This window comes from Streptomyces sp. AC558_RSS880 (assembly GCF_019049255.1).
Taxonomy (GTDB): Bacteria; Actinomycetota; Actinomycetes; order Streptomycetales; family Streptomycetaceae; genus Streptomyces.
Window position 1 is genome coordinate 14,169 of the sequence record NZ_JAGMUJ010000102.1, and the last position, 22,703, is coordinate 36,871.

The 22,703-nt window shown below is 73.6% G+C and carries 20 protein-coding genes; 15 read left to right on the plus strand and 5 right to left on the minus strand.

The features are described 5' to 3' along the window. Positions 1-13: 13 nt before the first annotated feature. The 4 genes from KUM38_RS27810 to lanKC all read right to left on the minus strand — a co-directional run bounded on the left by KUM38_RS27810 (position 14) and on the right by lanKC (position 6,669). Complete coding sequence (locus KUM38_RS27810) at positions 14-1,924, minus strand: ABC transporter ATP-binding protein (protein WP_217133103.1); 1,911 nt, start codon at positions 1,922-1,924, stop codon at positions 14-16. Next, positions 1,921-3,714: an ABC transporter ATP-binding protein gene (locus tag KUM38_RS27815; protein WP_217133105.1), complete on the minus strand. Its 1,794-nt coding sequence runs from the start codon at positions 3,712-3,714 to the stop codon at positions 1,921-1,923. Before KUM38_RS27815 ends, KUM38_RS27810 begins: the two co-directional genes overlap by 4 nt. Before the next feature lie 170 nt (positions 3,715-3,884). Continuing rightward, positions 3,885-4,013 carry a SapB/AmfS family lanthipeptide gene (locus tag KUM38_RS27820; protein ID WP_006130296.1) on the minus strand — a complete coding sequence of 43 codons (129 nt, stop codon included), beginning with the start codon at positions 4,011-4,013 and terminating at the stop codon, positions 3,885-3,887. A 37-nt stretch (positions 4,014-4,050) separates the two neighbouring features. Beyond that, a complete protein-coding gene (gene lanKC / locus KUM38_RS27825; RefSeq protein ID WP_217133107.1) occupies positions 4,051-6,669 on the minus strand; it encodes a class III lanthionine synthetase LanKC in 2,619 nt (872 codons plus the stop codon). A gap of 634 nt (positions 6,670-7,303) precedes the next feature. Here lanKC and KUM38_RS27830 point away from each other — a divergent pair. The 15 genes from KUM38_RS27830 (at position 7,304) to KUM38_RS27895 (ending at position 21,784) form a co-directional block, all read left to right on the plus strand. Beyond that, the gene (locus tag KUM38_RS27830) at positions 7,304-8,092 is read left to right on the plus strand and encodes a GntR family transcriptional regulator (RefSeq protein WP_217133109.1); all 789 of its coding nucleotides are present in this window, start codon (positions 7,304-7,306) and stop codon (positions 8,090-8,092) included. A 62-nt stretch (positions 8,093-8,154) separates the two neighbouring features. After that, positions 8,155-8,382, plus strand: coding sequence for a ferredoxin family protein (locus tag KUM38_RS27835; protein ID WP_003992261.1), 228 nt, complete (start codon positions 8,155-8,157; stop codon positions 8,380-8,382). A gap of 14 nt (positions 8,383-8,396) precedes the next feature. Beyond that, entirely contained in the window at positions 8,397-9,740 is a 1,344-nt protein-coding gene (locus KUM38_RS27840; protein WP_217133111.1) for an ABC transporter substrate-binding protein, read from the plus strand. Further along, the gene (locus KUM38_RS27845; RefSeq protein ID WP_217133113.1) at positions 9,737-10,600 is read left to right on the plus strand and encodes an ABC transporter permease; all 864 of its coding nucleotides are present in this window, start codon (positions 9,737-9,739) and stop codon (positions 10,598-10,600) included. Before KUM38_RS27840 ends, KUM38_RS27845 begins: the two co-directional genes overlap by 4 nt. Next, a complete protein-coding gene (locus tag KUM38_RS27850; RefSeq protein WP_217133116.1) occupies positions 10,584-11,351 on the plus strand; it encodes an ABC transporter ATP-binding protein in 768 nt (255 codons plus the stop codon). The genes KUM38_RS27845 and KUM38_RS27850 overlap by 17 nt, the downstream gene beginning before the upstream one ends. A gap of 11 nt (positions 11,352-11,362) precedes the next feature. Then, positions 11,363-14,104, plus strand: a complete 2,742-nt coding sequence (locus KUM38_RS27855) for a fumarate reductase/succinate dehydrogenase flavoprotein subunit (protein WP_217133119.1) — start codon at positions 11,363-11,365, stop codon at positions 14,102-14,104. Positions 14,105-14,624: 520 nt separating this feature from the next. Further along, entirely contained in the window at positions 14,625-15,194 is a 570-nt protein-coding gene (locus tag KUM38_RS27860; RefSeq protein ID WP_217133124.1) for a winged helix-turn-helix domain-containing protein, read from the plus strand. A gap of 13 nt (positions 15,195-15,207) precedes the next feature. Beyond that, a complete protein-coding gene (locus tag KUM38_RS27865; RefSeq protein ID WP_217133126.1) occupies positions 15,208-16,437 on the plus strand; it encodes an acyl-CoA dehydrogenase family protein in 1,230 nt (409 codons plus the stop codon). Between the two features lie 161 nt (positions 16,438-16,598). Then, positions 16,599-17,381: a sulfite exporter TauE/SafE family protein gene (locus tag KUM38_RS27870; protein WP_217133127.1), complete on the plus strand. Its 783-nt coding sequence runs from the start codon at positions 16,599-16,601 to the stop codon at positions 17,379-17,381. Positions 17,382-17,450: 69 nt separating this feature from the next. Beyond that, positions 17,451-17,909, plus strand: coding sequence for an Rrf2 family transcriptional regulator (locus KUM38_RS27875; protein ID WP_217133128.1), 459 nt, complete (start codon positions 17,451-17,453; stop codon positions 17,907-17,909). Between the two features lie 140 nt (positions 17,910-18,049). Continuing rightward, entirely contained in the window at positions 18,050-18,151 is a 102-nt protein-coding gene (locus KUM38_RS43720) for a putative leader peptide (RefSeq protein ID WP_366815035.1), read from the plus strand. 184 nt (positions 18,152-18,335) lie between these two features. After that, complete coding sequence (locus tag KUM38_RS27880) at positions 18,336-19,442, plus strand: aliphatic sulfonate ABC transporter substrate-binding protein (RefSeq protein ID WP_217133129.1); 1,107 nt, start codon at positions 18,336-18,338, stop codon at positions 19,440-19,442. Between the two features lie 160 nt (positions 19,443-19,602). Next, positions 19,603-20,673, plus strand: a complete 1,071-nt coding sequence (locus KUM38_RS27885; RefSeq protein ID WP_217133130.1) for an aromatic ring-hydroxylating dioxygenase subunit alpha — start codon at positions 19,603-19,605, stop codon at positions 20,671-20,673. Further along, positions 20,670-20,840 (plus strand): hypothetical protein, encoded by a 171-nt coding sequence (locus tag KUM38_RS27890; RefSeq protein WP_184826593.1) that lies wholly within the window; start codon positions 20,670-20,672, stop codon positions 20,838-20,840. The genes KUM38_RS27885 and KUM38_RS27890 overlap by 4 nt, the downstream gene beginning before the upstream one ends. Continuing rightward, complete coding sequence (locus KUM38_RS27895; protein ID WP_217133132.1) at positions 20,837-21,784, plus strand: PDR/VanB family oxidoreductase; 948 nt, start codon at positions 20,837-20,839, stop codon at positions 21,782-21,784. Before KUM38_RS27890 ends, KUM38_RS27895 begins: the two co-directional genes overlap by 4 nt. Here KUM38_RS27895 and KUM38_RS27900 read toward each other — a convergent pair. Beyond that, positions 21,735-22,550 (minus strand): IclR family transcriptional regulator C-terminal domain-containing protein, encoded by an 816-nt coding sequence (locus tag KUM38_RS27900; RefSeq protein WP_217133133.1) that lies wholly within the window; start codon positions 22,548-22,550, stop codon positions 21,735-21,737. The genes KUM38_RS27895 and KUM38_RS27900 overlap by 50 nt on opposite strands. Positions 22,551-22,703 lie beyond the last annotated feature (153 nt).

Consider the following 22,703-nt stretch of genomic DNA (forward strand, 5'->3'; position numbering starts at 1 on the left):
CGGCCGGCCGCGGTCAGGGCTCCCGGGCCGGACCGCCGTTCCAGTGGCCCGTCAGGTCACGGTAGAGCGGTGAGCGCTCCAGCACCTCCTCGTGCGTGCCGCACACCGCCTCCGTGCCGTCCAGCACCAGCACCCGGTCGGCGCGGACGGCCGACGACAAGCGGTGCGCCACCACCAGCAGCGTTCCCCGGCGCCGCGCGAGGGCCTCCTCCGCGCGTGCCTCGGACGCCGGGTCGAGGTGGCAGGTGGCCTCGTCGAGCAGCAGCAGGGACGCGGGGGACAGGTAGGCGCGGGCGAGCGCGACGAGCTGCCGTTCGCCCGGGGACAGTTCGGCGGGCCGCGCCGGTGCGTCGAGCCCGCCCAGGCGCTCGACCAGCGGCCGCAGGCCGAGGGCCCCGACGGCGGCGTCGAGGTCCGCGCGCTCCGCGTCCGGACGCAGGTACGCGAGGTTGTCCCCCACGGTCCCGGAGAAGACGTACGCCTCCTGGGGCACCAGCACGCGCAGCGCGGCGAGTTCGGCGGGGTCGCGCCCGGTCACCTCCCGGCCGGCCACCCGTACCTCGCCGCCGCTCGGCGCGAGTGTCCCCGCGACCAGGCGGGTGAGCGTCGACTTGCCGATGCCGCTCGGTCCGACGACCGCGAGGTGCTCGCCCGGGGCGACGCGCAGGTCGAGCGAGTCGAGGACCGGCTGCGCGCGGGCGCCGTAGGACAAGGTCACGGACCGCAGCTCCACCGCCGCGGTCGGTCCGCCGTGCGCCGGACGTCCCCCGTGAGCCGGTGGCCGGGCGCCGACGTCCTTGGGGCCGGCGGCCGGACGGCACGCGGCCGGGTGCGCGGGCTTCGGCCGCGCGTGGTGCCCGACCGTCGGTGCCCCCGCCCCCGCCGGTTCCGGCTCCGGCTCCGGCTCCGGCTCCGGCTCCGGCTCCGGCTCCGGCTCCGGCTCCGGGCCGATGATCCGGTCGAGGACGACCAGCAGCCGGGCCCCCGCCGCACCGAGCGCGGTCATCAGCGTGTGCAGGGCGGGCAGCAGCGACTGGACGAGATAGGTGAAGGCGCCCAGCAGTGCGCCCGCCGTCACCCCTCGTCCGCGCAGCCACGGCACCGCCAGCAGAAGCGCGAGGACGGGCAGATGACCCGCGACACCGAGCGCCGCCGTGCGCACCGCCGCCCAGCCGGCCAGGACACGGGCCGCCGCGGCGGCCCCGTCGACCAGCTCCGCGCCGCGCCGCGCCGCCCCGGGCCCGGTTCCGCAGGCCGTCAGGTCCCGCAACGCCGCCCGTGACCGGGCCGCGTGGTCGCCCAGCGCCTCGTCGGCCGCCAGAGCGCGTCGCTGAGCCGCCGCCATGGGCCGCAGCGTCACCAGGAACAGCGCCAGGCCGGCCGTCAGCGGTGGCAGCACCACCACGAGGAGGGCGGGGTGCAGCGACAGCAGCCCCAGCAGCGCTCCGGCGGCGGTGAAGACGAAGGAACGCAGCGTCAGGACGAGACCGGCGAAGCTGTCCCGGGCGATCTCGACCTGATTCGTCAGCCGGGAGACCGCCGCCCGGTCCGTCCCGCCGGCCCCGCCCGGGACGGCCCGGGCGAGGGACCGGTCGACCGCACGTCGCACCAGGCCGTCGCGCAGCGGCTCCGTCAATCCGGCCAGCTGGGTGAACACGCCCCGGATCACCGGGGCACCGAACAGTACGGCGACCAGCGCGATCGCGAGCCACAGCAGCCCCCGGGACGTGTCACCGGCGAGAAACCCCTGGTCGACGGCGCGGGCGACACCGTAGCCCACGAGGAACGCCTGCCCGGTCTCGGCCAGCGACCAGAGCGCGAGCCGCGCCAGCACCCCTGTGCGGCGGGCGAGGAAACGGCGGGCGGGCGGCGCGACGCGGCGCAGCGCCCCGGATCCGTCGCCCGTCTCCGCGACGCGCGTCACGGCCGTACCTCCTCGGGTTCGGCCCGGCGCGCGGCGCTCGCACCCGGGGCCGCGGCCCCGGCGGCCCCGGCCCCGAAGACCGCCCGGTAATCGGCCGTCTCCCACAATTCGCGATGGGGCGCGACCGCCCGCACTCCCCCGTCCTCCAGCCAGATCACCAGATCCGCCCGGGCCGCCACCGACGGGCGGTGCGCGACCACCAGCCTGGTTCCGGGCCGCACCGAGTGGCGCAGCGCCCGGTCCACCTCGTGCTCCGTGGCGGTGTCCAGACTGGACGTCGCGTCGTCCATGATCAGCAGCCGTCCGGCGTGCGCGAACGCCCGGGCGAGCCCGAGGCGCTGGTACTCGCCGCCCGAGAGCGGCGCCGCGGACAGCGGGGTGTCGTAACCGCTCGGCAGCCGGCGGACGAAGCCGTCGGCGCCCGCGGCACGGCAGGCCTCCCTGACCTGCTCGGGCGACACCCGCCGGGGGCCGGCGGCGACCGCTTCGGCGACCGTGCCCTCGGTCGGCGCCGGGCGCTCGAAGGCGTAGGCGACCTCGGTGCGCAGCGCCTCCCGGGTCAGCCGGTCGAGGCGGACGCCGTCCAGCAGCACATGCCCCTCGTCGGGGTCGATCAGCCGCCCCGCCACGGCGGCCAGGACGGACTTCCCCGCTCCGCTGCGGCCGACCACCGCGGCGGTGGTGCCGCCCGGCACCCGCACACCGTCGGCACGCAGGACCTGCCTGCCGTCGCGCACCACCCGCACACCGCGCAGTTCGAGATCGCCCGGCCCGGCCGGGGGAAGACGTCGCGTCCCGTAGTCCAGCGCGGGCATATGTGCCAGTTCCAGGGTCCGGTTCCGCGCCTCGCGGCCCCGCACCACCGCGCCCAGCAGGGCCGCGGCGCCACCGACGCCGGCCGTCAGCTGCGCGTACCGGCACGCGGCGAGCAGCTCGCCCACGCTCAGGGCGCCCGACGCGAGGCGCAGGCCGCCGACGGCCGTGGCGGCCAGGGTGAGCAGGGGCACCAGGACACCGCTCCGGCCCAGGGCCCGTCCGTGCAGCGTCCACATGCGCCGGCCCAGGGCGTCGAGTCGCGTCAACGGCTCGAGCACGCGCGCCCGTTCACGGGCTCCGGTCCCCGCGGCGGCGATCGTCGCCGCGCCCTCCAGGGCCTCCAGCAGCCGGGACGCGAGCTGTGACTGCGCGTTCTGGTAGGCGGCCACCGAGGCACCGGTGTCGCGGGCGAAGGTCCGCAGCACCAGCGCCAGGGCGGGCAGCCCCGCCAGTACGCAGGCCGCCACCCACACGTCGACGACGGCCAGCGCCGCGAGCGCGCCCACCGGCGTGACCATCGAGGCCGCCAGCGCCGCCCGGGCCGCCGGGGCGCCGCCCGCGTCGGCGGCGTTGAGGGTCAGGCGGGTCCCGACGTCCCCCGGGGTGAAGGGCCGCGCGCGGTCCGGTACGGCGCGCAGCAGACCGTCGAAGGCGCGGGAGCGGACGGACGCCGTCCACACGGCGTTGCAGCGGCCGGTGAACAGGGAGGTGAGGCTGTCGAGCAGCAGTTCGCCGACGAGCAGCGCGGCACTCAGCGCCAGCCAGCGTCCCGCGGCGCCGTCGGCTCCGCCGGTGCCGTCGCGCAGGAGCAGATCCAGGGTGCGGCCGAGGGCGAAGGGCTGGGCCACCGTCGCCGCGGCCGCTCCCACCGAGCACAGCAGAACCAGCGCTTCGGGCGCGCGCCCCGGCGTCGCGCCGTCGGCTCCGTCCCGCGCCCTGCCCGTCCGCCGCGCCCGGAACCCGGTCGTCGGCACCAGCCGGCCTCCTTCCGTCCGTCCACCGTGACCGGACACCGGCCGCGCCCCCGGCGTGCCGGGTGGCCCGGGTGTCCGCCGAAGCGGGCACCGGCGCCCCGGGTGAGAACCCGGGGCGCCGGAACCGAGCGACGTGACGCACCGCGTCGCCGCGGCGGTCGACCCTCGCGTCAGTTACAGGTGGTGACGCTCAGGCTGCTGTCGCCGCAGAGCAGCAGGCTCGCGCGGCTGCCGGTCTCGACGTCGCCCATGGCCTCTTCCTTGGGGGTCTCCATCGACTGCAGGTCGAACAGGTTCATGACATCTTCCCTTCGTAGGACAACGGATTCTCTTGCGTCACGACCCCGGGAGGGGCCGAGTCATGGGGCCGCCCTGCGTGCGCGGCGGCGGAAGGAACGGCAGCCCGGCGGACGGGACGCCGTGGACGGAGGCGACGGCCAGCAGGCACCCCGCCGTGCCGGTGGACAGGTCCATGGACAGGCGCATCATCTGCTCACCGGGGAAGGCGAGCCGGTCGCGGTAGGCCATGGCGTGCCAGGACAGCGCGTCGAGCTGGCGCCGGACGGCCTCCGGACCGGTGCCGGGCACGTCGGCCGTCGTGCGGCCGAGGTACAGCACCATCCCGGCCACGCCCCGGTACAGGCCCGGCTGGGCGTAGAACATGGCCTGCGCCGCGGCCACGATCTCGCCTCTCGCCCGCGCGAACTCCTCGTCCTCCCGGTGCGCCAGGTAGTCGTCGAGCACCATGCCGATGCCCACGCTGCCCGCGCCCAGGTAGGGCATGGTGCGCCAGCCCTCGTCCACCTGCAGGGCGCCGCCCGCGCCGCGGACGCAGCGGGCGAGGTCCCGGCGCAGCGCGTCCCGCGCGAGGTCGAGCAGGGCGGGGTCCCGGTCGCGTTCGTACAGCCGCAGGAAGAGCAGGGCGTGTCCCGCGGCTCCGTACAGCAGTCCCGCGCGGCCCCGGCCGGTGCTCCCGTCCCCGGCCGGCCCGCCCCGGGCGGTCAGCTCGGCGCAGCGCCGGGCCGCCGCGTGCAGGGCGGTCTCCCCGGTGACCGCGGCCAGCGAGTCCAGTGCCAGGCCCAGTCCGGCGGTGCCGCTGTGCAGGTCCGGGGCCAGATGGTCGAAGGGCTGGTCGAGGAGCAGTTCGGCGAGGTCGAGGGCGCGGTCGCGGTGGCCGAGGTGCTCCAGCGTCCAGGCGAGGCCGGCGAGCCCGTCGTGGAAGCCGGGCGGCATGCCGGACGGCGGCTGCTTGGTCCGCTCCAGCAGCCACTCCTCCCCGTCCTCGTCCCTTCCCGCCCCGCTCCCGGCCAGGGCGTACAGCACTCCCGCCGCGCCGTGGCCGAAGGCCAGTCCGCCGCCGGCGGTGGCGAACTGCGCGATGTCGCCGGGGAAGAGGCGGTCGGTGCGGGACGGTGTCGCCGACGCGCGGATGGCGGCGGCCATCGAGTCCCGGCTGCGGGGCCAGTCGTCCGGCCGGACCGGCACCACCGGCCCGTCCGTCCGGCGCGCCGCCCGGGCGCCGGTGGGGGCGGTGGCGTCGCCCGTGATCTCGTCGACCGCCGCGTCCAGGAAGGCCCGGTCCACCGGGAACTGACCGGCCACCACATCGGCGAGGTGAACCGCCTTGCGCCGGTCCAGCGCCAGCAGGCTGGTGAGCGGGAGGAACAGCGCGAGCCGCAGACAGGCCAGCGCGTACCGGTCCACCGCGACACCCCGCCGGTCGGACGGCGCCACGAACCCCGGGTTGGCGACGGTCTGCCGGCCGGCTTCGCCGACCTGGTGCGCCGCCTCGAAGTCCAGCAGGACGACGCCGCCGTCCTCGCGGAGCATGATGTTGAACAGGTGCAGGTCGTTGAAGACCACGCCCCGGGCGTGTACGTCCTCGACGGCGCGTTCCACCCGCGCGTGGACGTCGAGGGCCCAGGCCGTGTACTCGGCCAGCCGCTCCTCACCGGGGTCGGCCTCGATGAGCGGGTGGCGGCGGGCGAAGAACGTGTTGAGCGGCTTGCCGTCGATGTACTCAAGGACCAGGAAGTGGTGCTCCCCGACCGTCAGGTGGTCGAGCACCTCGGGTGTGCAGTCGAGGCCGGACAGCCGCTCCAGCGCCCGGCGTTCGCGGTGCAGCCGGGTCACGGCGTCCGCGCCGTCGGCCGCCAGACCGGCGTGCGGACGGGCCTCCTTGAGGACGACCCGCTCCCCGGTGCGGGAGTCGCGGGCGAGGTAGACACCGCCGCCGTTGGAGAAGTGCAGCGCCGACTCGACGGTGTAGGGCAGGTTGCCCACGGTCAGCGCGTCCCGGGCCTTCAGGTGCGGGCGCAGGAAGGCCGGCGGATCCACCCAGTCCGGCGTGCGGAAGACGGGGCCGCGCAGGTCGGGCACCAGCACGCCGTCGGGACCGGTCACGGCCGGCCGTAACTCCCCTTGCGCGTCGTAGCAGTCGCGCCGGGTGAAACCGCCGTACCGGACGTGCACGGGTCCTTCGCCGAGCCGCAGATCGCTCAGGATGTACGGTCCGGGTTCGCCCGCCAGCAGCTCCGACAGCTCGCCCGCGAGCCGTTCGAACAGCGCCTCGTCCGCCGGGTACACGGTGATGAACTTGCCGCTGCCCGCCCGGTCCGCGTACTTGGCGTTGCGCTGGTGCAGCAGGTAGCGGCTGGGGACGAACTTGAAGGCCGTGCCGCCGGCGACGCAGTGCCGCCACACGCGCTCGAGCACGGACTCGGCGTTGTCGAGACAGGCGGAGACGTGGATCTTCCACCCCTGGTCGGGCAGTTCGGCGTCGACCGGACGCAGGGCGAGCCAGTCCCCGCTCTCGTTGCTCTGCCATCCCGGCGGGACGGGCCACGAGGCCGCGGCGTACCGGGAGCGCCCGGTGCCGGCCGGGGAGACGGTGCGGTGCGGAGCGTCGTAGAAGTACGGGTCCGCGTCGCAGTACACGGCATAGCCCTTGTTCACGCCGGCTCCTTCCCGCCGATCGCTGACGGGCATGACGCTGTCACGCGGCGTACCGTCCCGCACAGTCACCACTGTCATCACTCCGGCGTGCGGAACGCACGGGTAACTTCGCGGGAGGCCGGGCGGGACGGATCCCATCTCCCTCGGGAGCGGCCGGTGTTCGGTGCCCGGCGACGGGGATTCCGTACAGTGGAAGTCCCCTTGCCGGAGCCGGGGCGCGGACCGGCTCGTGGGCACAGGCCGGGCCGGAGACGCCGCCGGTCACGGCCTCCGGCCCGCGGCGCGTCTCCGCCAGGTCCGCGGGGAAGCGGACGTGTTCGCCGGAGGGACCGCCGGTGCCGGTGTCCGCCCGGTCAGGGAACGCCGTGCGGCGGTGCGGGAAAAGAGTGCGCGCCGAGCCGTACCGGAGGAACGGCGGGCAAGCCCCCGGCCGCGGCCTGCCCCTCTCCTCGCCACCGTCGGGAACGAGATCCCGCGGCCCTGCCCGGCATTCCGCTCCCCGCGCCGGCGGGCCCTGGCAGATCTTCCCTCCCGGCTATCGAAAGCCCAGGTCAGCGATGTGTCCGGCGAAGCGTCAAGTGGCGCAACACTTCAGCAACACCACTATCCCTACCGGATAGGTAGGGTTCCGGCCATGCCGCCCACCGACCGCATCCGAGACCACGCCGGCCAGGGCGCGCCCACCGTCGCCGCCCAGCGCACGCGGCGCCGGCTGCGCGCGGACCGGGCGCGCCAGCTCGCCGACCTCCTGCGCCACCAGCTCCTCACCAGGGGCTTCCCGGCCGGCACCCTCCCGCACGAGTCGACCCTCGCCACCGACTACCGGACCTCCCGCAACACCGTCCGTCAGGCCCTCGACCTCCTCCGCGCCGAGGGCCTCGTGGACCGCCTCCCCGGCGTCGGCACGGTGGTCGTCGCCCAGAAGTACCCCCACGGCCTCGACCGTTTGATGGGCCTCGCGGAAACCCTGCGCGAACACGGTCACGTCACCAACGAGGTCCGCACCATGGCCCCCGCCCCCGCACCCGCTCCCGTCGCCGAACGCCTCCACGTCCCGCCCGGCACCGACATCCTCTGCATCGAACGCCTGCGCCGCCTGAACGGTCTCCCCCTCTCCCTCGACCTCACGTACCTCCCCCTCGACATCGGCACCGCCCTGCTCGGCGCCGACCTGGAGAACACCGACGTCTTCCGCCTCCTGGAAGCCGTCACCGGCCAACGGCTCGGCCACGCCGAGATCACCCTGGAGGCGGTCAGCGCGGACGCCCACTCCGCCACCGTCCTCGAGGCCCCGCGCGGCGCGGCCGTCCTGATGCTGGAACGCCTCACCCATCTCGCGGACGGCCGCCCGGTCGACCTGGAGTTCATCCGCTTCCGCGGCGACCGCATCACCATGAGCGGCCTGCTGCACCGCTCCCTGTAGACACCACCTGCTCCCTGTAGACACCACCTGTTCCCCGCAGCACGACCTTCCTGGAGACAGCCATGCCCTTGGCGCCCCAGCGGGCCGATGTGCCCGTGACCATCGACGAGTCGAAGTGCATCGACGGCTGCACGCTCTGCGTGGACATGTGCCCGCTGGACTCCCTCGCCATCGACGAGAGGAACGGCAAGGCGTACATGCACGTCGACGAGTGCTGGTACTGCGGCCCGTGCGCGGCCCGCTGTCCCACCGGAGCCGTCACGGTCAACATGCCCTACCTGCTCCGGTGAAAGGTCCCACCACCATGAAACGCACGGCAGCCGCGGTGTCCGCGGCCGTCCTTCTGCTCCCGCTCACCGCCTGCGGCGGTGACGCCGAGGCCGGTGGCGGCTCCACGGTCACCGTCACCGTCGGCTACCAGTCCAAGACCATCAACACGGTCACGGCCGGCACCCTGCTCCGCTCCCTCGGCTACTTCGAGAAGCAGCTGGACTCGCTCGGCGACGGCGTCACCTACAAGGTCGTGTGGCAGGACTACGCCACCGGTGCCCCCATCACCGCCCAGATGACCGCCGGGAAGATCGACATCGGCTCGATGGGCGACTTCCCGCTGCTCATCAACGCGGCCCGCGGCGAACAGCTCGGCCGCCCCACCCGTCTGGTCTCGGTCACCGGCTACAACCTGCGCGGCGGCCTGAACACCATCGTCACGGCGCCCGGCTCCAGGCTCACCTCCCTGAGGGACCTGAAGGGGAAGAAGGTCTCCACGAGCGTCGGCTCCGCCGCCGACGGCACGCTCGTACGGGCCCTGCAACGCGCCGGCATCGACCCCGAGGAGGACGTCGAGAAGCTCAACCAGCAGCCGGCGGTGGGCGCTTCGGCCCTCGCCGCGGGCAGTGCGGACGCGCTGTCGCAGTTCGTCGCCTGGCCCGGCCTGCTCGCCCACCAGGGCAAGGCGAAGGCCCTGTACGACGGCGCGCGACTGAACCTGCCCACCTTCCACGGCGTCACCGCCCGCGAGGACTTCGCGAAGGAGCGGCCGGCCGTACTGGAGGCGTTCCTCAAGGCCCAGGCACGGGCCACCGACTACCTGAACGACCATCCCGTCACCGCCGCCGAGAAGGTCGCGGGGATCACCGGCCTGCCCGCCGAGGTCGTCTACCTCTACAACGGCGCCCACGGCATCGCCACCTTCGACCCGGCGATCAGACCCCGGCTCGTCTCCGCCCTGAAGCAGGACGTGTCGGTCCTGAAGTCCGCGAAGCTGACCGGTGACGTGGACGTGGACTCCTTCGTCGACGACCGGTACGTGAGGAGGGCCCTGGGGACGACGTACGCCGAGCGGCTCGCCGCCACGCCCCCGGCCGCCGCGAGCGAGGTGTGGCCGAAGGGTTCCGCGCGGACGCGGACCTTCGAGTCGCCCGCCGAACTGCTGGGTCACGTGTCCGCCCACCGCGCCACCGTCCGCGCCGCCTACGTCCCCGACGCCACCACCGGCACCCCGTGGTTCGCGGACAAGGCGGTGTGGGTGGCCGACGGGAAGAAGCTGCTGCCCTTCGTCGCGCCGGCGACCGCGCAGGACTACGTCGACGGTCACGGCGGCGCGAGCGTCGTCACCTACGCCGAGGCGCTGGAGCGGGCGTCGTGACCCGGTACGCGCTGCGCGGGCTGTCCCTGGCCGCCGGTCTCGGCCTCTGGCAGCTGCTGACCGGCCTGGACGTCGACGTCTGGCTGCGCTTCTCGCAGTTCCCCACGGTCACCGACGTGGCCCGGGCCTTCGCCGACCGGCTGTCCGGCCCCGACTACTGGACGGATCTGACCGACAGCCTCACCCGTATCCTCACCGGTTTCCTGCTGGCCACGGTGCTGGGTGTGGCCACGGGCGTGCTCGTGGCCCGCTCGCGGCTCGCCGAGGACCTGCTCGGCCCGCTGCTGGAAGTCGTCCGCCCCGTCCCGGCCATCGCCCTGGTCCCCGTGGCGATCCTCCTGTTCCCCTCCAACGAACAGGGCATCGTCTTCATCACCTTCACCGCCGCCTACTTCCCGGTCCTGGTCTCCACCCGGCACGCGGTGCGCGCGCTGACCCCCGTGTGGGAGGAGGCGGTGCGCACCATGGGCGGCGGCCGGTGGCGGATCCTCGGCTCGGTCGTCCTGCCGGGCGCGCTGCCCGGCGTCTTCGGCGGCCTGTCGGTCGGTATCGGTGTGGCGTGGATCTGTGTGATCTCGGCCGAGATGATCTCCGGCCAGTACGGGGTCGGCTACCGCACCTGGCAGGACTACACGGTCGTCGACTACCCCGGGGTGTTCGTCGGCATGGTCACGATCGGCGTGCTCGGCTGGTTCACCTCCACGGCCGTCGAGCTGCTGGGCCGCCGGCTGACCCACTGGCTGCCGCGTACGTCGTACGTCCCCGGCGGGCGGGCCCCACGCCGGGTGCGCGGCGCCAGGGCCCTCACACCGGCCGGACCCGGGACCAAGGAGAACGTGCCCCATGACCAGCTCGTCTGACGTGCGTTCCCCCGCCCGCACCGGTGCGGGGCTGGCCCTGCGCGGTGCCACCCTCGGACGGCCCGGCGCGCCCGTGCTCGACGGGGTGGACCTCCGTGTGGCCCCCGGTGAGGTCCTCACCGTCGTCGGCCCCTCCGGCTGCGGCAAGTCGACGCTGCTGCGCACGCTGGCCGGGCTGTTGTCGCCCCTGGCCGGAGAGGTCACCCAGGACGCGGGCCCACTGACGGGGCCCTCCGCCGACCGTGCGCTGGTCTTCCAGGAGGACGCCCTCCTGCCCTGGCGCACCCTGCGCGCGAACGTCGAACTGCCGCTCGCCATCAAGGGGTCGTCCCGCTCCGAACGCCGTACGCAGGCCGAGTCCTGGCTCACCCGCGTCGGGCTGACCGAACAGTCCCGGCACCTGCCGCACCGCGTCTCCGGCGGGCAACGCCAGCGCGCCCAACTGGCCCGGGCCCTCGCGGGGGCGCCCCGTGCCGTCCTGATGGACGAACCGTTCGGCGCCCTCGACGCCCAGACCCGCGCCGGGATGCAGGACCTGCTGGTGGAGGTGCTGCACGGCACGGGCGCCACCGTCGTCTTCGTCACCCACGACGTGGACGAGGCCCTGTTCCTCGGCGACCGCGTGGCCCTGCTCGGGGCGGGCCGCCTCATCGCCGTACGGGACGTGCCGCGCCCGCGCGAGCGCGCCGCCCACGACGATCCCGCGCGTATCGCCCTGCGGCGCGACGTCCTCACCTCACTCGGTTCCTGAAAGGCACTCCGGTGGACACCCCTCTGCAGATCCCGGCCCTCACCGACGCGCACGAGATCAGCTGCGACGTGCTCGTGATCGGCGGCGGCACCGCCGGCACCATGGCGGCCCTGACCGCCGCCGAGCACGGCGCGGACGTCCTGCTGCTGGAGAAGGCGCACGTCCGCCACTCCGGCGCGCTCGCCATGGGCATGGACGGCGTCAACAACGCGGTCGTCCCCGGCCGTGCCGAGCCCGACGACTACGTCGCCGAGATCACCCGCGCCAACGACGGCATCGTCGACCAGTCCACCGTCCGCCAGACCGCCACCCGCGGCTTCGCCATGGTGCGGCGGCTGGAGTCGTACGGGGTGAAGTTCGAGAAGGACGAGCACGGCGAGTACGCGGTCCGCCGGGTCCACCGCTCCGGCTCGTACGTGCTGCCGATGCCGGAGGGCAAGGACGTCAAGAAGGTCCTGTACCGGCAGCTGCGCCGACGCGAGATGCGCGAGCGGATCCGGATCGAGAACCGGGTGATGCCGGTACGCGTCCTCACGGCGGAGGGACGGGCCGTGGGCGCGGTCGGCTTCGACACCCGCACGGGCGCCTTCGTCACCGTCCGCGCGGGCGCCGTGATCCTGGCGACCGGCGCCTGCGGCCGCCTCGGCCTGCCGGCGTCCGGCTACCTGTACGGCACGTACGAGAACCCGACGAACGCGGGTGACGGCTACGCGATGGCGTACCACGCGGGCGCCGAGCTGACCGGCATCGAGTGCTTCCAGATCAACCCGCTGATCAAGGACTACAACGGTCCCGCCTGCGCGTACGTCGCCAACCCCTTCGGCGGCTACCAGGTCAACCGGCACGGCGAACGCTTCGTCGACTCCGACTACTGGTCGGGCCGGATGATGGCCGAGTTCGCGGCCGAGGTGGCGAGCGACCGGGGTCCGGTCTACCTGAAGCTGAGCCATCTGCCGGAGGAGTCGGTCTCGGCCCTGGAGTCGATCCTGCACTCCACCGAGCGCCCGACCCGCGGCACCTTCCACGCGGGCCGCGGCCACGACTACCGCACCCACGACGTCGAGATGCACATCTCCGAGATCGGACTGTGCGGCGGCCACTCGGCCTCGGGCGTACGGGTCGACGACCACGCCCGTACGACCGTCCCCCGCCTGTACGCCGCCGGCGACCTGGCCTGTGTCCCGCACAACTACATGATCGGCGCGTTCGTCTTCGGGGACCTGGCGGGCGCGGACGCGTCCCGGTACACGCCGTACGAAGGGGAGCTGCCCCTCGACCAGCTCCAGGAGGCGCACGAGCTGATCTACCGCCCCCTGCGCCACCCCGACGGCCCACCGCAGCCCCAGGTCGAGTACAAACTCCGCCGCTTCGTGAACGACTACGTGGCCCCGCCGAAGTCCGGCGCCCGGCTCTCCCTGGCCCTGGAGGCGTTCGAGCGGATGCGCGCCGACATCGCCTCGATGGGCGCCCGCACCCCGCACGAGCTGATGCGCTGCGCGGAGGTGAGCTTCATCCGCGACTGCGCGGAGATGGCCGCGCGGGCCTCCCTGGCCCGCACGGAGTCCCGCTGGGGCCTCTACCACGACCGTCTCGACCATCCGCGTCGTGACGACGCGTCCTGGTTCCACCACCTCGATCTGCGCAAGTCCCCCACGGGGGCGATGGAGTTCACGGCACGTCCCGTGGCTCCCTATCTGGTCCCGGTCGACGAGTTCAGGCCGGTCGGGGGAGCCTCCCGTCATCTCGGCGAGGTCCACCCGGAACAAGTGGCGACGGCAGGCACCCCGGAAGTGGCCCCGGTGGCGTTGCGGCAGGAGCCCACCGTGACCGGCACGACCGTCCACGCCGGTACCGACGGGGACGCTCCGGCCACGCCTCGCCTGCTCGACCTCCTCTCCCTCACCGAGGAGGAGCTCGAAATCTCCGCCCTCACCCCCTACTTGACCGACCCGGAGCCCACCGTGCGCCGTACGGCCGTCACGGTACTGACGGAGACCGTGCCACCGGGGACCGGACCGGCGCTGGCCGCGGCGCTCGCCGACAGGGACGCCGGCGTCCGCGCCGCCGCGGCCGCCTCACTGCGGGAACTGGTCGAGACGCTGCCCCCCGAACCGGCACTGCGCGACGGCCTCGCCGCCGCCCTGTCCGAGGCGGACCCCGTTGTCCGCGCCACCGCACTGGATGTCCTGCGCGCCCTCCGCCTGGGTGGCGTCGAACTGTTCGCGGACTCGCTGTCGGACTCGGACATCACCGTCCGCGTCACGGCCGTGCGAGCACTCGTGTCGGTCGGCGCCGCCGGGGAGCTGGCCCGCGCGGCGGCCACCGACCCGTCCCGTGAGGTCCGCGTCACGGTCGCCAGGGCCCTGGCGACCGTGGGACCGGACCGGGCCGTGGCCCACTCGGTCCTCGCCGGGCTCCTCGACGACCCCGACGTCCTGGTCCGGGGGGCCGCCTACGAGACGCTGGGCGCGGTGGGCTGCCCGGCCGCCTTGGCCGCCCGCGCCGAGGCGGCCCTGTCCGACCCGGCCTGGCAGGTGCGCGCCGGCGCCGCCACCGCCCTGTCCGCCACGGATCCCGACCTCGCCGTCCCCGCACTCGCCAAGGCCGTCGCCGATCCCAACGCCGACGTCCGCAAGGCCGCCGTACTGGCCCTGACCCGCCACCGCGCCACCGCGGACGCCCGAGCGGCCCTGGCCGCCGCGACGGCGGACCCGGACGCGGACGTCAGGGCCTATGCGGCGCGGGCGCTGTGATCGCGGCCCTCCTTCACTGCCGGCGACCGGCTCCGACGGCGGTACCGGTCGTCCTTGTCGAGGAGGCCGCCGCGGGCGCGCTGCTCGTGGCTCTCGCCACCGGTGCCGATGAATCCACGGGCACGTTCCCCGCCGACGGCCACCTCATCGCCCCTGCCTTCGGCGGCCCCCACCCCCGCCGCATCGCCCTCGGCGCCACCGGGGCCGGGGCAGTGATGCGTCCGGGGGACGGGCATCCTCTCAAAGTGTGAGACCTTCCCTACTTTTCCTATCGAATTACTAGGGAAGTATTGACGGTGTCCAGCGGGAACGCACAGCATGATGAGCATGTCCCGTAAGCAGCAACGACTCGTTCGTCGTCGGCATGTCGACTTCGGTCACGTCGTCAGCGCCGCCTGCTGTCGCGCGTAAGGCACGGCTCACGCACTCGCCCGTGCCGCTCCGCTCCCCGTTCCGCAGGTGATCAGGCAAGCCGCTCGCTGTGCCTGACGGCCCGACACACATCCGAGGGACAACCGCCATGACCACGGCACTTCCGGCCCGGCCCACTCCGGACGACCGGCCACTTCCCGACGCGCGCCGTCTTCGCCTCGTGGGCGACGCCGCACGGAACGGCACCGAGGAACACACGCCCGCGCCGCTCGTCGGATATCTCCTGCTCGTCCCCGAGGGCACCGATCCCGCCGAACTCTTCGTCAAGGACAGGCCACGCCCTGAGATCCGACCGGTCGCCGCCACGGACCCGAACCCCGTCCGGCAGGCGGGAGACGACGTCGTCCGCATCGACACCGCACGCCGTTCCGCCGAGGTCGACGGACGCGAACTCGACCTCACCTACCTGGAGTTCGCACTGCTGGCACATCTCGTCCTCCATCCCCACCACGTGCACGCGCGCGATCGGCTGGTGGCCGCCGTCTGGGGCTACGCCCACATCGGCGACGGCCGCACCGTGGATGTCCACATCGCCCGCCTGCGCCGCAAGCTGGGCGAGCCCCACCGGCACCGGATCGTCACCGTGCGGCGCGTGGGCTACAAGTACGTGCCCCGCCGGCAGGAGAGTCCCGACGCCGCGCTCCGCGGCCGACCTTGAGGAGACCACTTCCATGGGCCCCGCCTCAGCGCCGCCCCGTCCCACCTCGCCGTCCGACCGGACCGGGCCCGGCCACGCGCACTGGCTGCATGTGGCCCGCGAGGCGGCCGACGACCTGGCCACGGACACGGTGACCAGGGAACAGGCGGGCAAGGTCCCGTTCGACGAGGTGTCCCGGCTGCGCGAGGCGGGGCTGCTGACGCTTCTGACGCCGGCCGGGTCCGGGGGAGGCGGTGCGGACTGGCCCACGGCCTACGCGGTCGTCCGGGAGGTCGCCGCGGCCGACGGCGCGATCGGGCAACTGCTCGGCTGCCACTACTTCCTGTCGTGGAGCGCCCGGTTCTTCGCCGTGCCCGCTCTGGCGGCGCGGACGGAGGAGCGGTCCGCGGCCGAGGGGTGGTACTGGGGTGGTGGCTTCGCCCGTCAGGAGCCTCCCCTGATGCTGGCCAGGACCTCCCACGGCCTGGTGCTCGGCGGCCGGCAGAGCTACACCACCGGGGTCCTGGTCGCCGACCGCCTCGCCGTGCGCGCCGTACGGGAGGACACGGGTGAACCACTCGCCGTCGTGGTGGATCCCACCCGTCACGGCGTTCGGGTCGACGCCGACGTCGACACCTTCGGGCAACGGCTCGCGGCCGGCGGCAGTGTGGAGTTCGACGACGTACCGGTCACCGCCGACGACGTACTCGGTTCCCTCCCCGCGGACGAGGACTTCCCGTCTCCCCGGGCCGCCCTGGCATCGCCGGCCGGGCATCTCGTCTCCGCCCAGCTCCTTCTCGGCATGGCCGAGGGAGTGCTCGCCGAAACCCGCGAGTACGGCAGGACGGGCCGGGCGCCCTGGCACCTCCCCTGGTCGGCCGGCACTCCCCACGACCCGGAGGTGCTGACCGTCTACGGAGAACTCACCGTCCTCACCCGCTCCGCGTCCGCACTCGCCGATCAGGCGGTGGACGCCGTGCAGGGCGCGCTGGCACTCGGCGAGGACCTCACCTACGACGAGTACGCGGGCGTCTCCGCCCTCGTGGCCATGGCCGAAGCCGCCGCCTCCAGGGCCGCGCGGGAGTCCACCAGCCGCGCCCTCGACATCATCGGCCCCCGCTCCGCCTCCGCGCGGCTGGGCCTGGACCGCTTCTGGCGCAATGCCCGGACCCACACCCTGTACGAGCCCGTCGCCCAACGGCTCCGCGAGGTCGGGGACTACTTCCTCAACGGCGCCCACCCTCCGTTCGTCCTGCCCTCCTGACCCCGAGGCGGTACGTTCGGGGGCCGAATCCGCAGCCCGCACGCCCGGGCCGGCCGGCCCACCGCCGAGATCCCTCGCCGCCGGAACGCTCGGCGAACCCCGCGCCGGGCGGCGGGACCACGGCGGCGGCACCGGCCGGACGTTCACTTCAGGGAGTTGCCGTGACATGGTCAACGGGGCTGACCGGGCTGGCCGCAGGCCTGCTGACAGCGGTGGCGACCGCGCCGGTGGGGGTTTCGGGTGCGGTGTTCCTGCTGCCGGTGCAGCTGAGCGTGCTCGGGGTGCCCGGTCCGGCGGTCACCCCCACCAATCTGCTCTTCAACGTGGTGGCCGGGCCCGGCGCCCTGCTGCGCCACCACCGCAGGGGTCTGCTGCGCGGCCCGCTGACGCGCCGCCTGGTGACCGGCGCTCTGCCCGGGGTGGTCATCGGCGCCGTGGTACGGGTCTTCGCCGTCCCGGGGGCCACCGCCTTCCGCCTCATGGTCGCCGCTCTGCTGATGCCGCTGGGCCTGTGGCTCATCGGGCGCACCCTCCGGCCCACCCGGCCGGCCCCGGCCGCGGAACCCTCCCCCCGGGCCGTCACCGGACTGGCCCTGGTCGTCGGGGTCATCGGCGGGATCTACGGGATCGGCGGCGGATCCGTCCTCGGCCCGGTCCTGGTCGGCCGGGGCATGCCCGTCGCCCGGGTGGCGCCGGCCGCCCTCGCCTCCACTTTCGCCACCTCCGTGGCCGGCGCGGCGACCTTCGCACTGCTGTCCCTGACCGGCTCCGGTGACATCGCCCCTGACTGGCACCTCGGCCTGGCCTGCGGTCTCGGCGGATTCATCGGCGGCTATCTCGGGGCGCGTCTGCAGCCCCACCTGCCCGAGACCGCTCTGCGCCTCCTGCTCGGGACCCTGGCCACCGCCCTCGGCGCCCTCTACGCCGCGCAGTCACTGCGCTGACCGCCGGGACCGGCACGGACGGCGGTCACCCGTGGATGCCGACCGAAGCCGTACGGGATAATGGGACGCATGCGGATCTCAGCCAGGGCGGACTACGCGGTACGTGCCGCGCTGCAGCTCGCCGCGTCACGGGACGACGGGCCTCTGAAGGCCGAGGCCATCGCCGACGCCCAGGACATCCCGCACAAGTTCCTCGAGAGCATCCTGAACGACATGCGCCGGGGCGGTCTCGTGCTGAGCCAGCGGGGCGGCAACGGCGGCTACCGGCTGGCCAGGCCCGCCGAGTCCATCAGCATCGCCGACGTCATCCGTGCCGTGGACGGACCGCTGGTCTCGGTGCGGGGGGTCCGCCCGCCGGACCTGTCCTACACCGGCCCCGCCGAGTCGCTGCTCCCCCTGTGGATCGCGCTGCGGTCCAATGTGCGCGAGATCCTCGAGGGCGTGTCGCTCGCCGAGGTCGCATCGGCCCGGCTGCCCGACGACGTGGCCGCACTGACCGACGCCCCGAAGGCCTGGGTGAATCCCTGACGCACCGGGACGTCAACCGGGGATCCCGACAGGCGAGATGAGCGCGTCCGCCATATGAACACCCCCTTGGGACGGGCGCCGCCTTCTGCCACGATCCCTATCAACCAGATAGGAAAACTAGGGATCTGTGGGGGGTGGCCATGCGAACGCTCAGCCGCGCAGACCTGTCACTCCTCCTGCTGACCTCGCGCCGCCACATCGACCTCGGCCGCACGTCCAGCGCCATCTGTCGGACCGTCTGAGACCGTCCGCAGAGCGCCCTTCGGCCGCCAGCGCCGCTCACCCGCGCACACCTCCGCTCCCGAACCCGCGACGGCGTTCCCGCCGCCGAGGGCCTTCGAGCGGAGTGCCCGCGCACGTCCGTGCGCTTTCGCCTCGCGCTTTCCTCACCTCCCTGATCGGCTTCTTCCCTGAGAGGACACCTCCGTGTCTGCCGCAAGACCGCTCACCGCCCTGCGCGCCTTCGCCGCCACAGCAGCGCTTCCCCTCCTGCTCACCGCCTGCGGCTACGGATCTGACGCCGCTGACGACGACAAGCGGGCCGAGGTCGCGGCGGGCGCCGAGAAGCTCTCCGCCGACGAGGTGCGGATCGGCTACTTCCCCAACCTCACGCACGCCACCGCCCTGGTGGGCGTCCAGGAGGGTCTGCTCCAGAAGGAACTCGGCGGCACCGAGATCAAGGCCTCGACCTTCAACGCCGGCCCCTCCGAGATCGAGGCGCTCAACGCCGGGTCCATCGACATCGGCTGGATCGGCCCCTCCCCCGCCATCAACGGCTACACCAAGTCGAACGGCAAGAACCTGCGCATCATCGGCGGTTCCGCCTCCGGCGGCGTGAAGCTCGTGGTCAACCCGGACAAGATCAAGACCCTGGACGACCTCAAGGGCAAGAAGATCGCCACGCCTCAGCTCGGCAACACCCAGGACGTGGCGTTCCTCAACTGGATCGCGGAGAAGGGCTGGAAGGTCGACGCGGCGAGCGGCAGCGGCGACGTCTCCGTCGTCCGCACGGACAACAAGATCACACCGGACGCCTACAAGTCCGGCTCCATCGACGGCGCCTGGGTACCCGAGCCGACCGCGTCCAAGCTGGTCTCCGAGGGTGCCGAGGTGCTCCTCGACGAGGCCGACCTGTGGCCGGACAAGAAGTTCGTGATCACGAACATCATCGTGTCGCAGAAGTTCCTGAAGGAGCACCCGGACGTCGTCGAGGCCGTGCTGCGCGGTTCGGTGAACACCAACGAGTGGATCAACGCCAATCCGGACAAGGCCAAGGCGTCCGCCAACGCGGCGCTGAAGGAGCTGTCGGGCAAGGAACTGCCCGCCGACGTCATCGACCCGGCCTGGAAGTCGATCACCTTCCTCGACGACCCGCTGGCCTCGACCCTCAGCACCGAGGCGGACCACGCGGTCAAGGCCGGCCTGCTGGAGAAGCCCGACCTGAAGGGCATCTACGACCTCGGGCCGCTCAACAAGGTCCTCGAGGCCGAGGGCAAGGACGAGGTCGACGACGCCGGTCTCGGCACCGAGTGACGACCACCGCACCGGGCCGGCCGGCCCTCCGGCCGGCCCTTTCACCGAAGCGCTTCCGCCTGGCAGAAGCCTCCTTGCCCGGCGGTCGCAGCCGACAGGACCCTGAACCCGACCACGGAACGCGGGGCGACGACGCCCCGCCGACAGGGACGGGGCCGCCATGCCGCACATCACCGCCTTCGCCAGGAACCAGTGGTACGTCGCCGCCTACAGCCACGAGGTGGGCCGGGAGCTGCTCGGCCGGACGGTGCTCGGGGAGCCGCTCGTGCTCTACCGGACCGAGGGCGACGGAAGTCCGGTCGTGCTCAACGACCGGTGCGTGCACCGCCGTTACCCGCTCTCCGCGGCACCGACGCGGCTCGACGGCGACCGGATCGTGTGCGGCTACCACGGGTTCACCTACGACACCACCGGCACGTGCGTGTACGTGCCGGGGCAGAAGCGGGTGCCGCGCACCGCGCGCGTCGCCTCCTACCCCGTCGTCGAGCAGGACTCGCTGGTCTGGGTGTGGATCGGCGACCCGGCGCTCGCCGACGCGGGGAGCATTCCGCGGGCCCGGCACCTGGACTCCCCCGGCTGGGTGACCGTGCGGGGCATGGAGCCCATCGACTGCGACCACGGGCTGCTCGTCGACAACCTCCTCGACCTGTCCCACGAGACCTATCTGCACGGCGGGTACATCGGCACCCCCGAGGTCGCCGAGACGCCGATCACCACCGAGGTCGACGAGGGCGCCGGCGTCGTACGGGTGAGCCGGCACATGGACGACGCCGCGTGCCCGCCGTTCTACGCCCGGTCGACCGGCATCGAGGGGCGGATCACCCGCTGGCAGGACATCGAGTACCACGCGCCGTGCCTGTACCTGCTGCACAGCAGGATCGCCCCGGTCGGTGTGCTGCCCGAGCCGGACGGCAGCGACCCGAACGGCTTCCACACCGAGATCACCTACGCCATCACGCCGTCCGCCGACGGCAAGGTGTACGACTTCTGGGCCGTCTCGCGGGACTGGGCCACCGACGACACCGAGGTGAGCGAGTTCCTGCGGAGCAACAACCACACGGTCGTCATGCAGGACGTCGACGCGCTCAACCTGCTCCAGCGTTCCCTCGGCACCGAACGCACCGGCTACCAGGAGCTGAGCATCAACATCGACACCGGCGGTCTGGCCGCCCGCCGTATCCTCGCCCGGCTGGTGGAGGAGGGCGACAAGCCCGCGGAGGGCGTCCGATGAGCGAGCGCACCGGCGAGGTCTACCGCGTCGACTGGCTGCCGGGCACCGATCTGCTGCACGGCACCTGTCACTGCGGGCGCGAGCACACCGCGCAGGACCCGGTCGAGATGTGGGAGTGGATGCTCGCGCACCCGCGGGGGCACGAGCCGCGAGGAGCCGGTGCATGACCTCGTACGACTCGTACGACGACATCGAACTCGTCGTGGAGCGGCGGGAGCCGGCGGCCGAGGGCGTTCTCGTCCTCACCCTGCGGCACCCGTCGGGCGCTCAGCTGCCCGTCTGGGAGCCGGGCGCGCACATCGACCTGCTGCTCGGGCCGGGTCTCGAGCGGCAGTACTCGCTGTGCGGGGACCCGGCCGACCGGGGCAGCTGGCGGATCGCCGTCCTGCGGGAGCGGAACGGACGCGGTGGCTCGGCGCATGTGCACGAGCGGGTACGGCCGGGCGACAAGGTACGGGCGCGCGGGCCGCGCAACCGCTTCCGGCTGGAGCCGGCCGGACGCTACCGCTTCGTCGCGGGCGGCATCGGCATCACCCCCGTCCTGCCGATGCTGGCCGCGGCCGAGGCGGCGGGCGCCGACTGGACCCTGCTGTACGGCGGGCGCACCCGTGCCTCCATGGCGTTCACCGGGGAGCTGGCCCGGTACGGGGAGCGGGTCACGCTCGCCCCCGAGGACGAGACCGGGCTGCTGGACCTCTCCCCGGTGCTGGCCGGTCTCCCGGAGGACACCCTCGTCTACTGCTGCGGACCCGGTCCGCTGCTCGACGCGGTCGGGGAGCGGTGCCCGGCCGGGGTGCTGCGCGTGGAACGGTTCCGGCTCGAGAACCAACACGCAGGCGTGGACGGCGCGTTCGAGGTCGTACTGGCCCGCAGTGGCCGGACGCTCACCGTCCCGCCGGACGTCTCCGTCCTGGACGCGGTGCGCGGAGCGGGCGTCGAGGTGCTCTACTCCTGCACGGAGGGCACCTGCGGCACCTGTGAGACCGATGTGCTGGAGGGCGAGCCGGACCACCGTGACTCGGTGCTCACCGAGGAGGAGCGGGCGGCCGGGGAGACCATGCTCATCTGTGTGTCCCGGTGCCGCGGCCGACGGCTCGTACTGGACCTGTGATCCTCAGGTCGGCGTCGATCCGGGCGACCGTCGCCAGCAGGTGGGGCAGCAGGTCCCGGCGTACGGACTCCACGGAGTTGCGGCCGGCGTGCACCGCGATGTTCACGCCGGCCACCACCTCGCCGTCCCGGTCCCGCACCGGCGCGGCGACGGACCTGAGCCCGTCCTCCAGCTCCTGGTCGACGAGCGCGTAGCCCTGGCGGCGCACCCGGCGCAGCTCGGCGCGCAGGGCGTCCGCCGTGACCAGGGTGCGGGCGGTGAGCGGGCGCAGGTCGGCACGGGCGAGCCGGGTGTCGATCTCGGCGTCCGGCAGCCCGGCGAGGATCACCCGGCCGACGGAGGTGAGGTGGGCCGGGAAGCGGGTGCCGACGGTGATCGACGCGGTCATGATGCGGCTGGTCGGGACGCGGGCGACATACACGACGTCGTCGCCGTCCAGCACGCACAGCGAGGACGACTCCCTCACCTGCGCGACGAGTCGCTCGAGGTACGGCTCGGCGATCTGCGGCAGCGTGAACCCGGCGAGGTAGGAGTAGCCGAGCTCCAGCACCCGCGGGGTGAGCCGGAAGAGCCGGCCGTCGGTGTGGACGTAACCGAGGTCGGCCAGGGTGAGCAGGAAGCGGCGGGCGGCCGCACGGGTCAGTTCGCAGGCGCGGGCGACCTCGCTCAGGGTCAGCGCCGGGTGGTCGGCGTCGAAGGCGCGGATGACGGCGAGGCCCCGCTCGAAGGACCGGACGAAGTGCGGTCCGCGGACGTCAACGGTCATCGTGGCCTCCGGAAGACGTACGGACGTACGCGTGGCGCACGCTATGAGTGCGTCACGCGACTGTCAACGATGTGGCCGCCCGTGGGCGGTTGTCCACGATGCGATCGTCAACAACTGGACGTGGTACGGGGATTGACCCTGTCTCGGCACGGG

Excerpts from the sequence above, each read along its gene's own strand:
- KUM38_RS27820 (WP_006130296.1), bottom strand. The coding sequence starts at position 4,013 with ATGAACCTGTTCGACCTGCAGTCGATGGAGACCCCCAAGGAAGAGGCC.
- KUM38_RS27830 (WP_217133109.1), top strand. The coding sequence starts at position 7,304 with ATGCCGCCCACCGACCGCATCCGAGACCACGCCGGCCAGGGCGCGCCC.
- KUM38_RS27835 (WP_003992261.1), top strand. The coding sequence starts at position 8,155 with ATGCCCTTGGCGCCCCAGCGGGCCGATGTGCCCGTGACCATCGACGAG.
- KUM38_RS27840 (WP_217133111.1), top strand. The coding sequence starts at position 8,397 with ATGAAACGCACGGCAGCCGCGGTGTCCGCGGCCGTCCTTCTGCTCCCG.
- KUM38_RS27850 (WP_217133116.1), top strand. The coding sequence starts at position 10,584 with ATGACCAGCTCGTCTGACGTGCGTTCCCCCGCCCGCACCGGTGCGGGG.
- KUM38_RS27860 (WP_217133124.1), top strand. The coding sequence starts at position 14,625 with ATGACCACGGCACTTCCGGCCCGGCCCACTCCGGACGACCGGCCACTT.
- KUM38_RS27865 (WP_217133126.1), top strand. The coding sequence starts at position 15,208 with ATGGGCCCCGCCTCAGCGCCGCCCCGTCCCACCTCGCCGTCCGACCGG.
- KUM38_RS27875 (WP_217133128.1), top strand. The coding sequence starts at position 17,451 with ATGCGGATCTCAGCCAGGGCGGACTACGCGGTACGTGCCGCGCTGCAG.
- KUM38_RS43720 (WP_366815035.1), top strand. The coding sequence starts at position 18,050 with ATGCGAACGCTCAGCCGCGCAGACCTGTCACTCCTCCTGCTGACCTCG.
- KUM38_RS27885 (WP_217133130.1), top strand. The coding sequence starts at position 19,603 with ATGCCGCACATCACCGCCTTCGCCAGGAACCAGTGGTACGTCGCCGCC.
- KUM38_RS27890 (WP_184826593.1), top strand. The coding sequence starts at position 20,670 with ATGAGCGAGCGCACCGGCGAGGTCTACCGCGTCGACTGGCTGCCGGGC.
- KUM38_RS27895 (WP_217133132.1), top strand. The coding sequence starts at position 20,837 with ATGACCTCGTACGACTCGTACGACGACATCGAACTCGTCGTGGAGCGG.
- KUM38_RS27900 (WP_217133133.1), bottom strand. The coding sequence starts at position 22,550 with ATGACCGTTGACGTCCGCGGACCGCACTTCGTCCGGTCCTTCGAGCGG.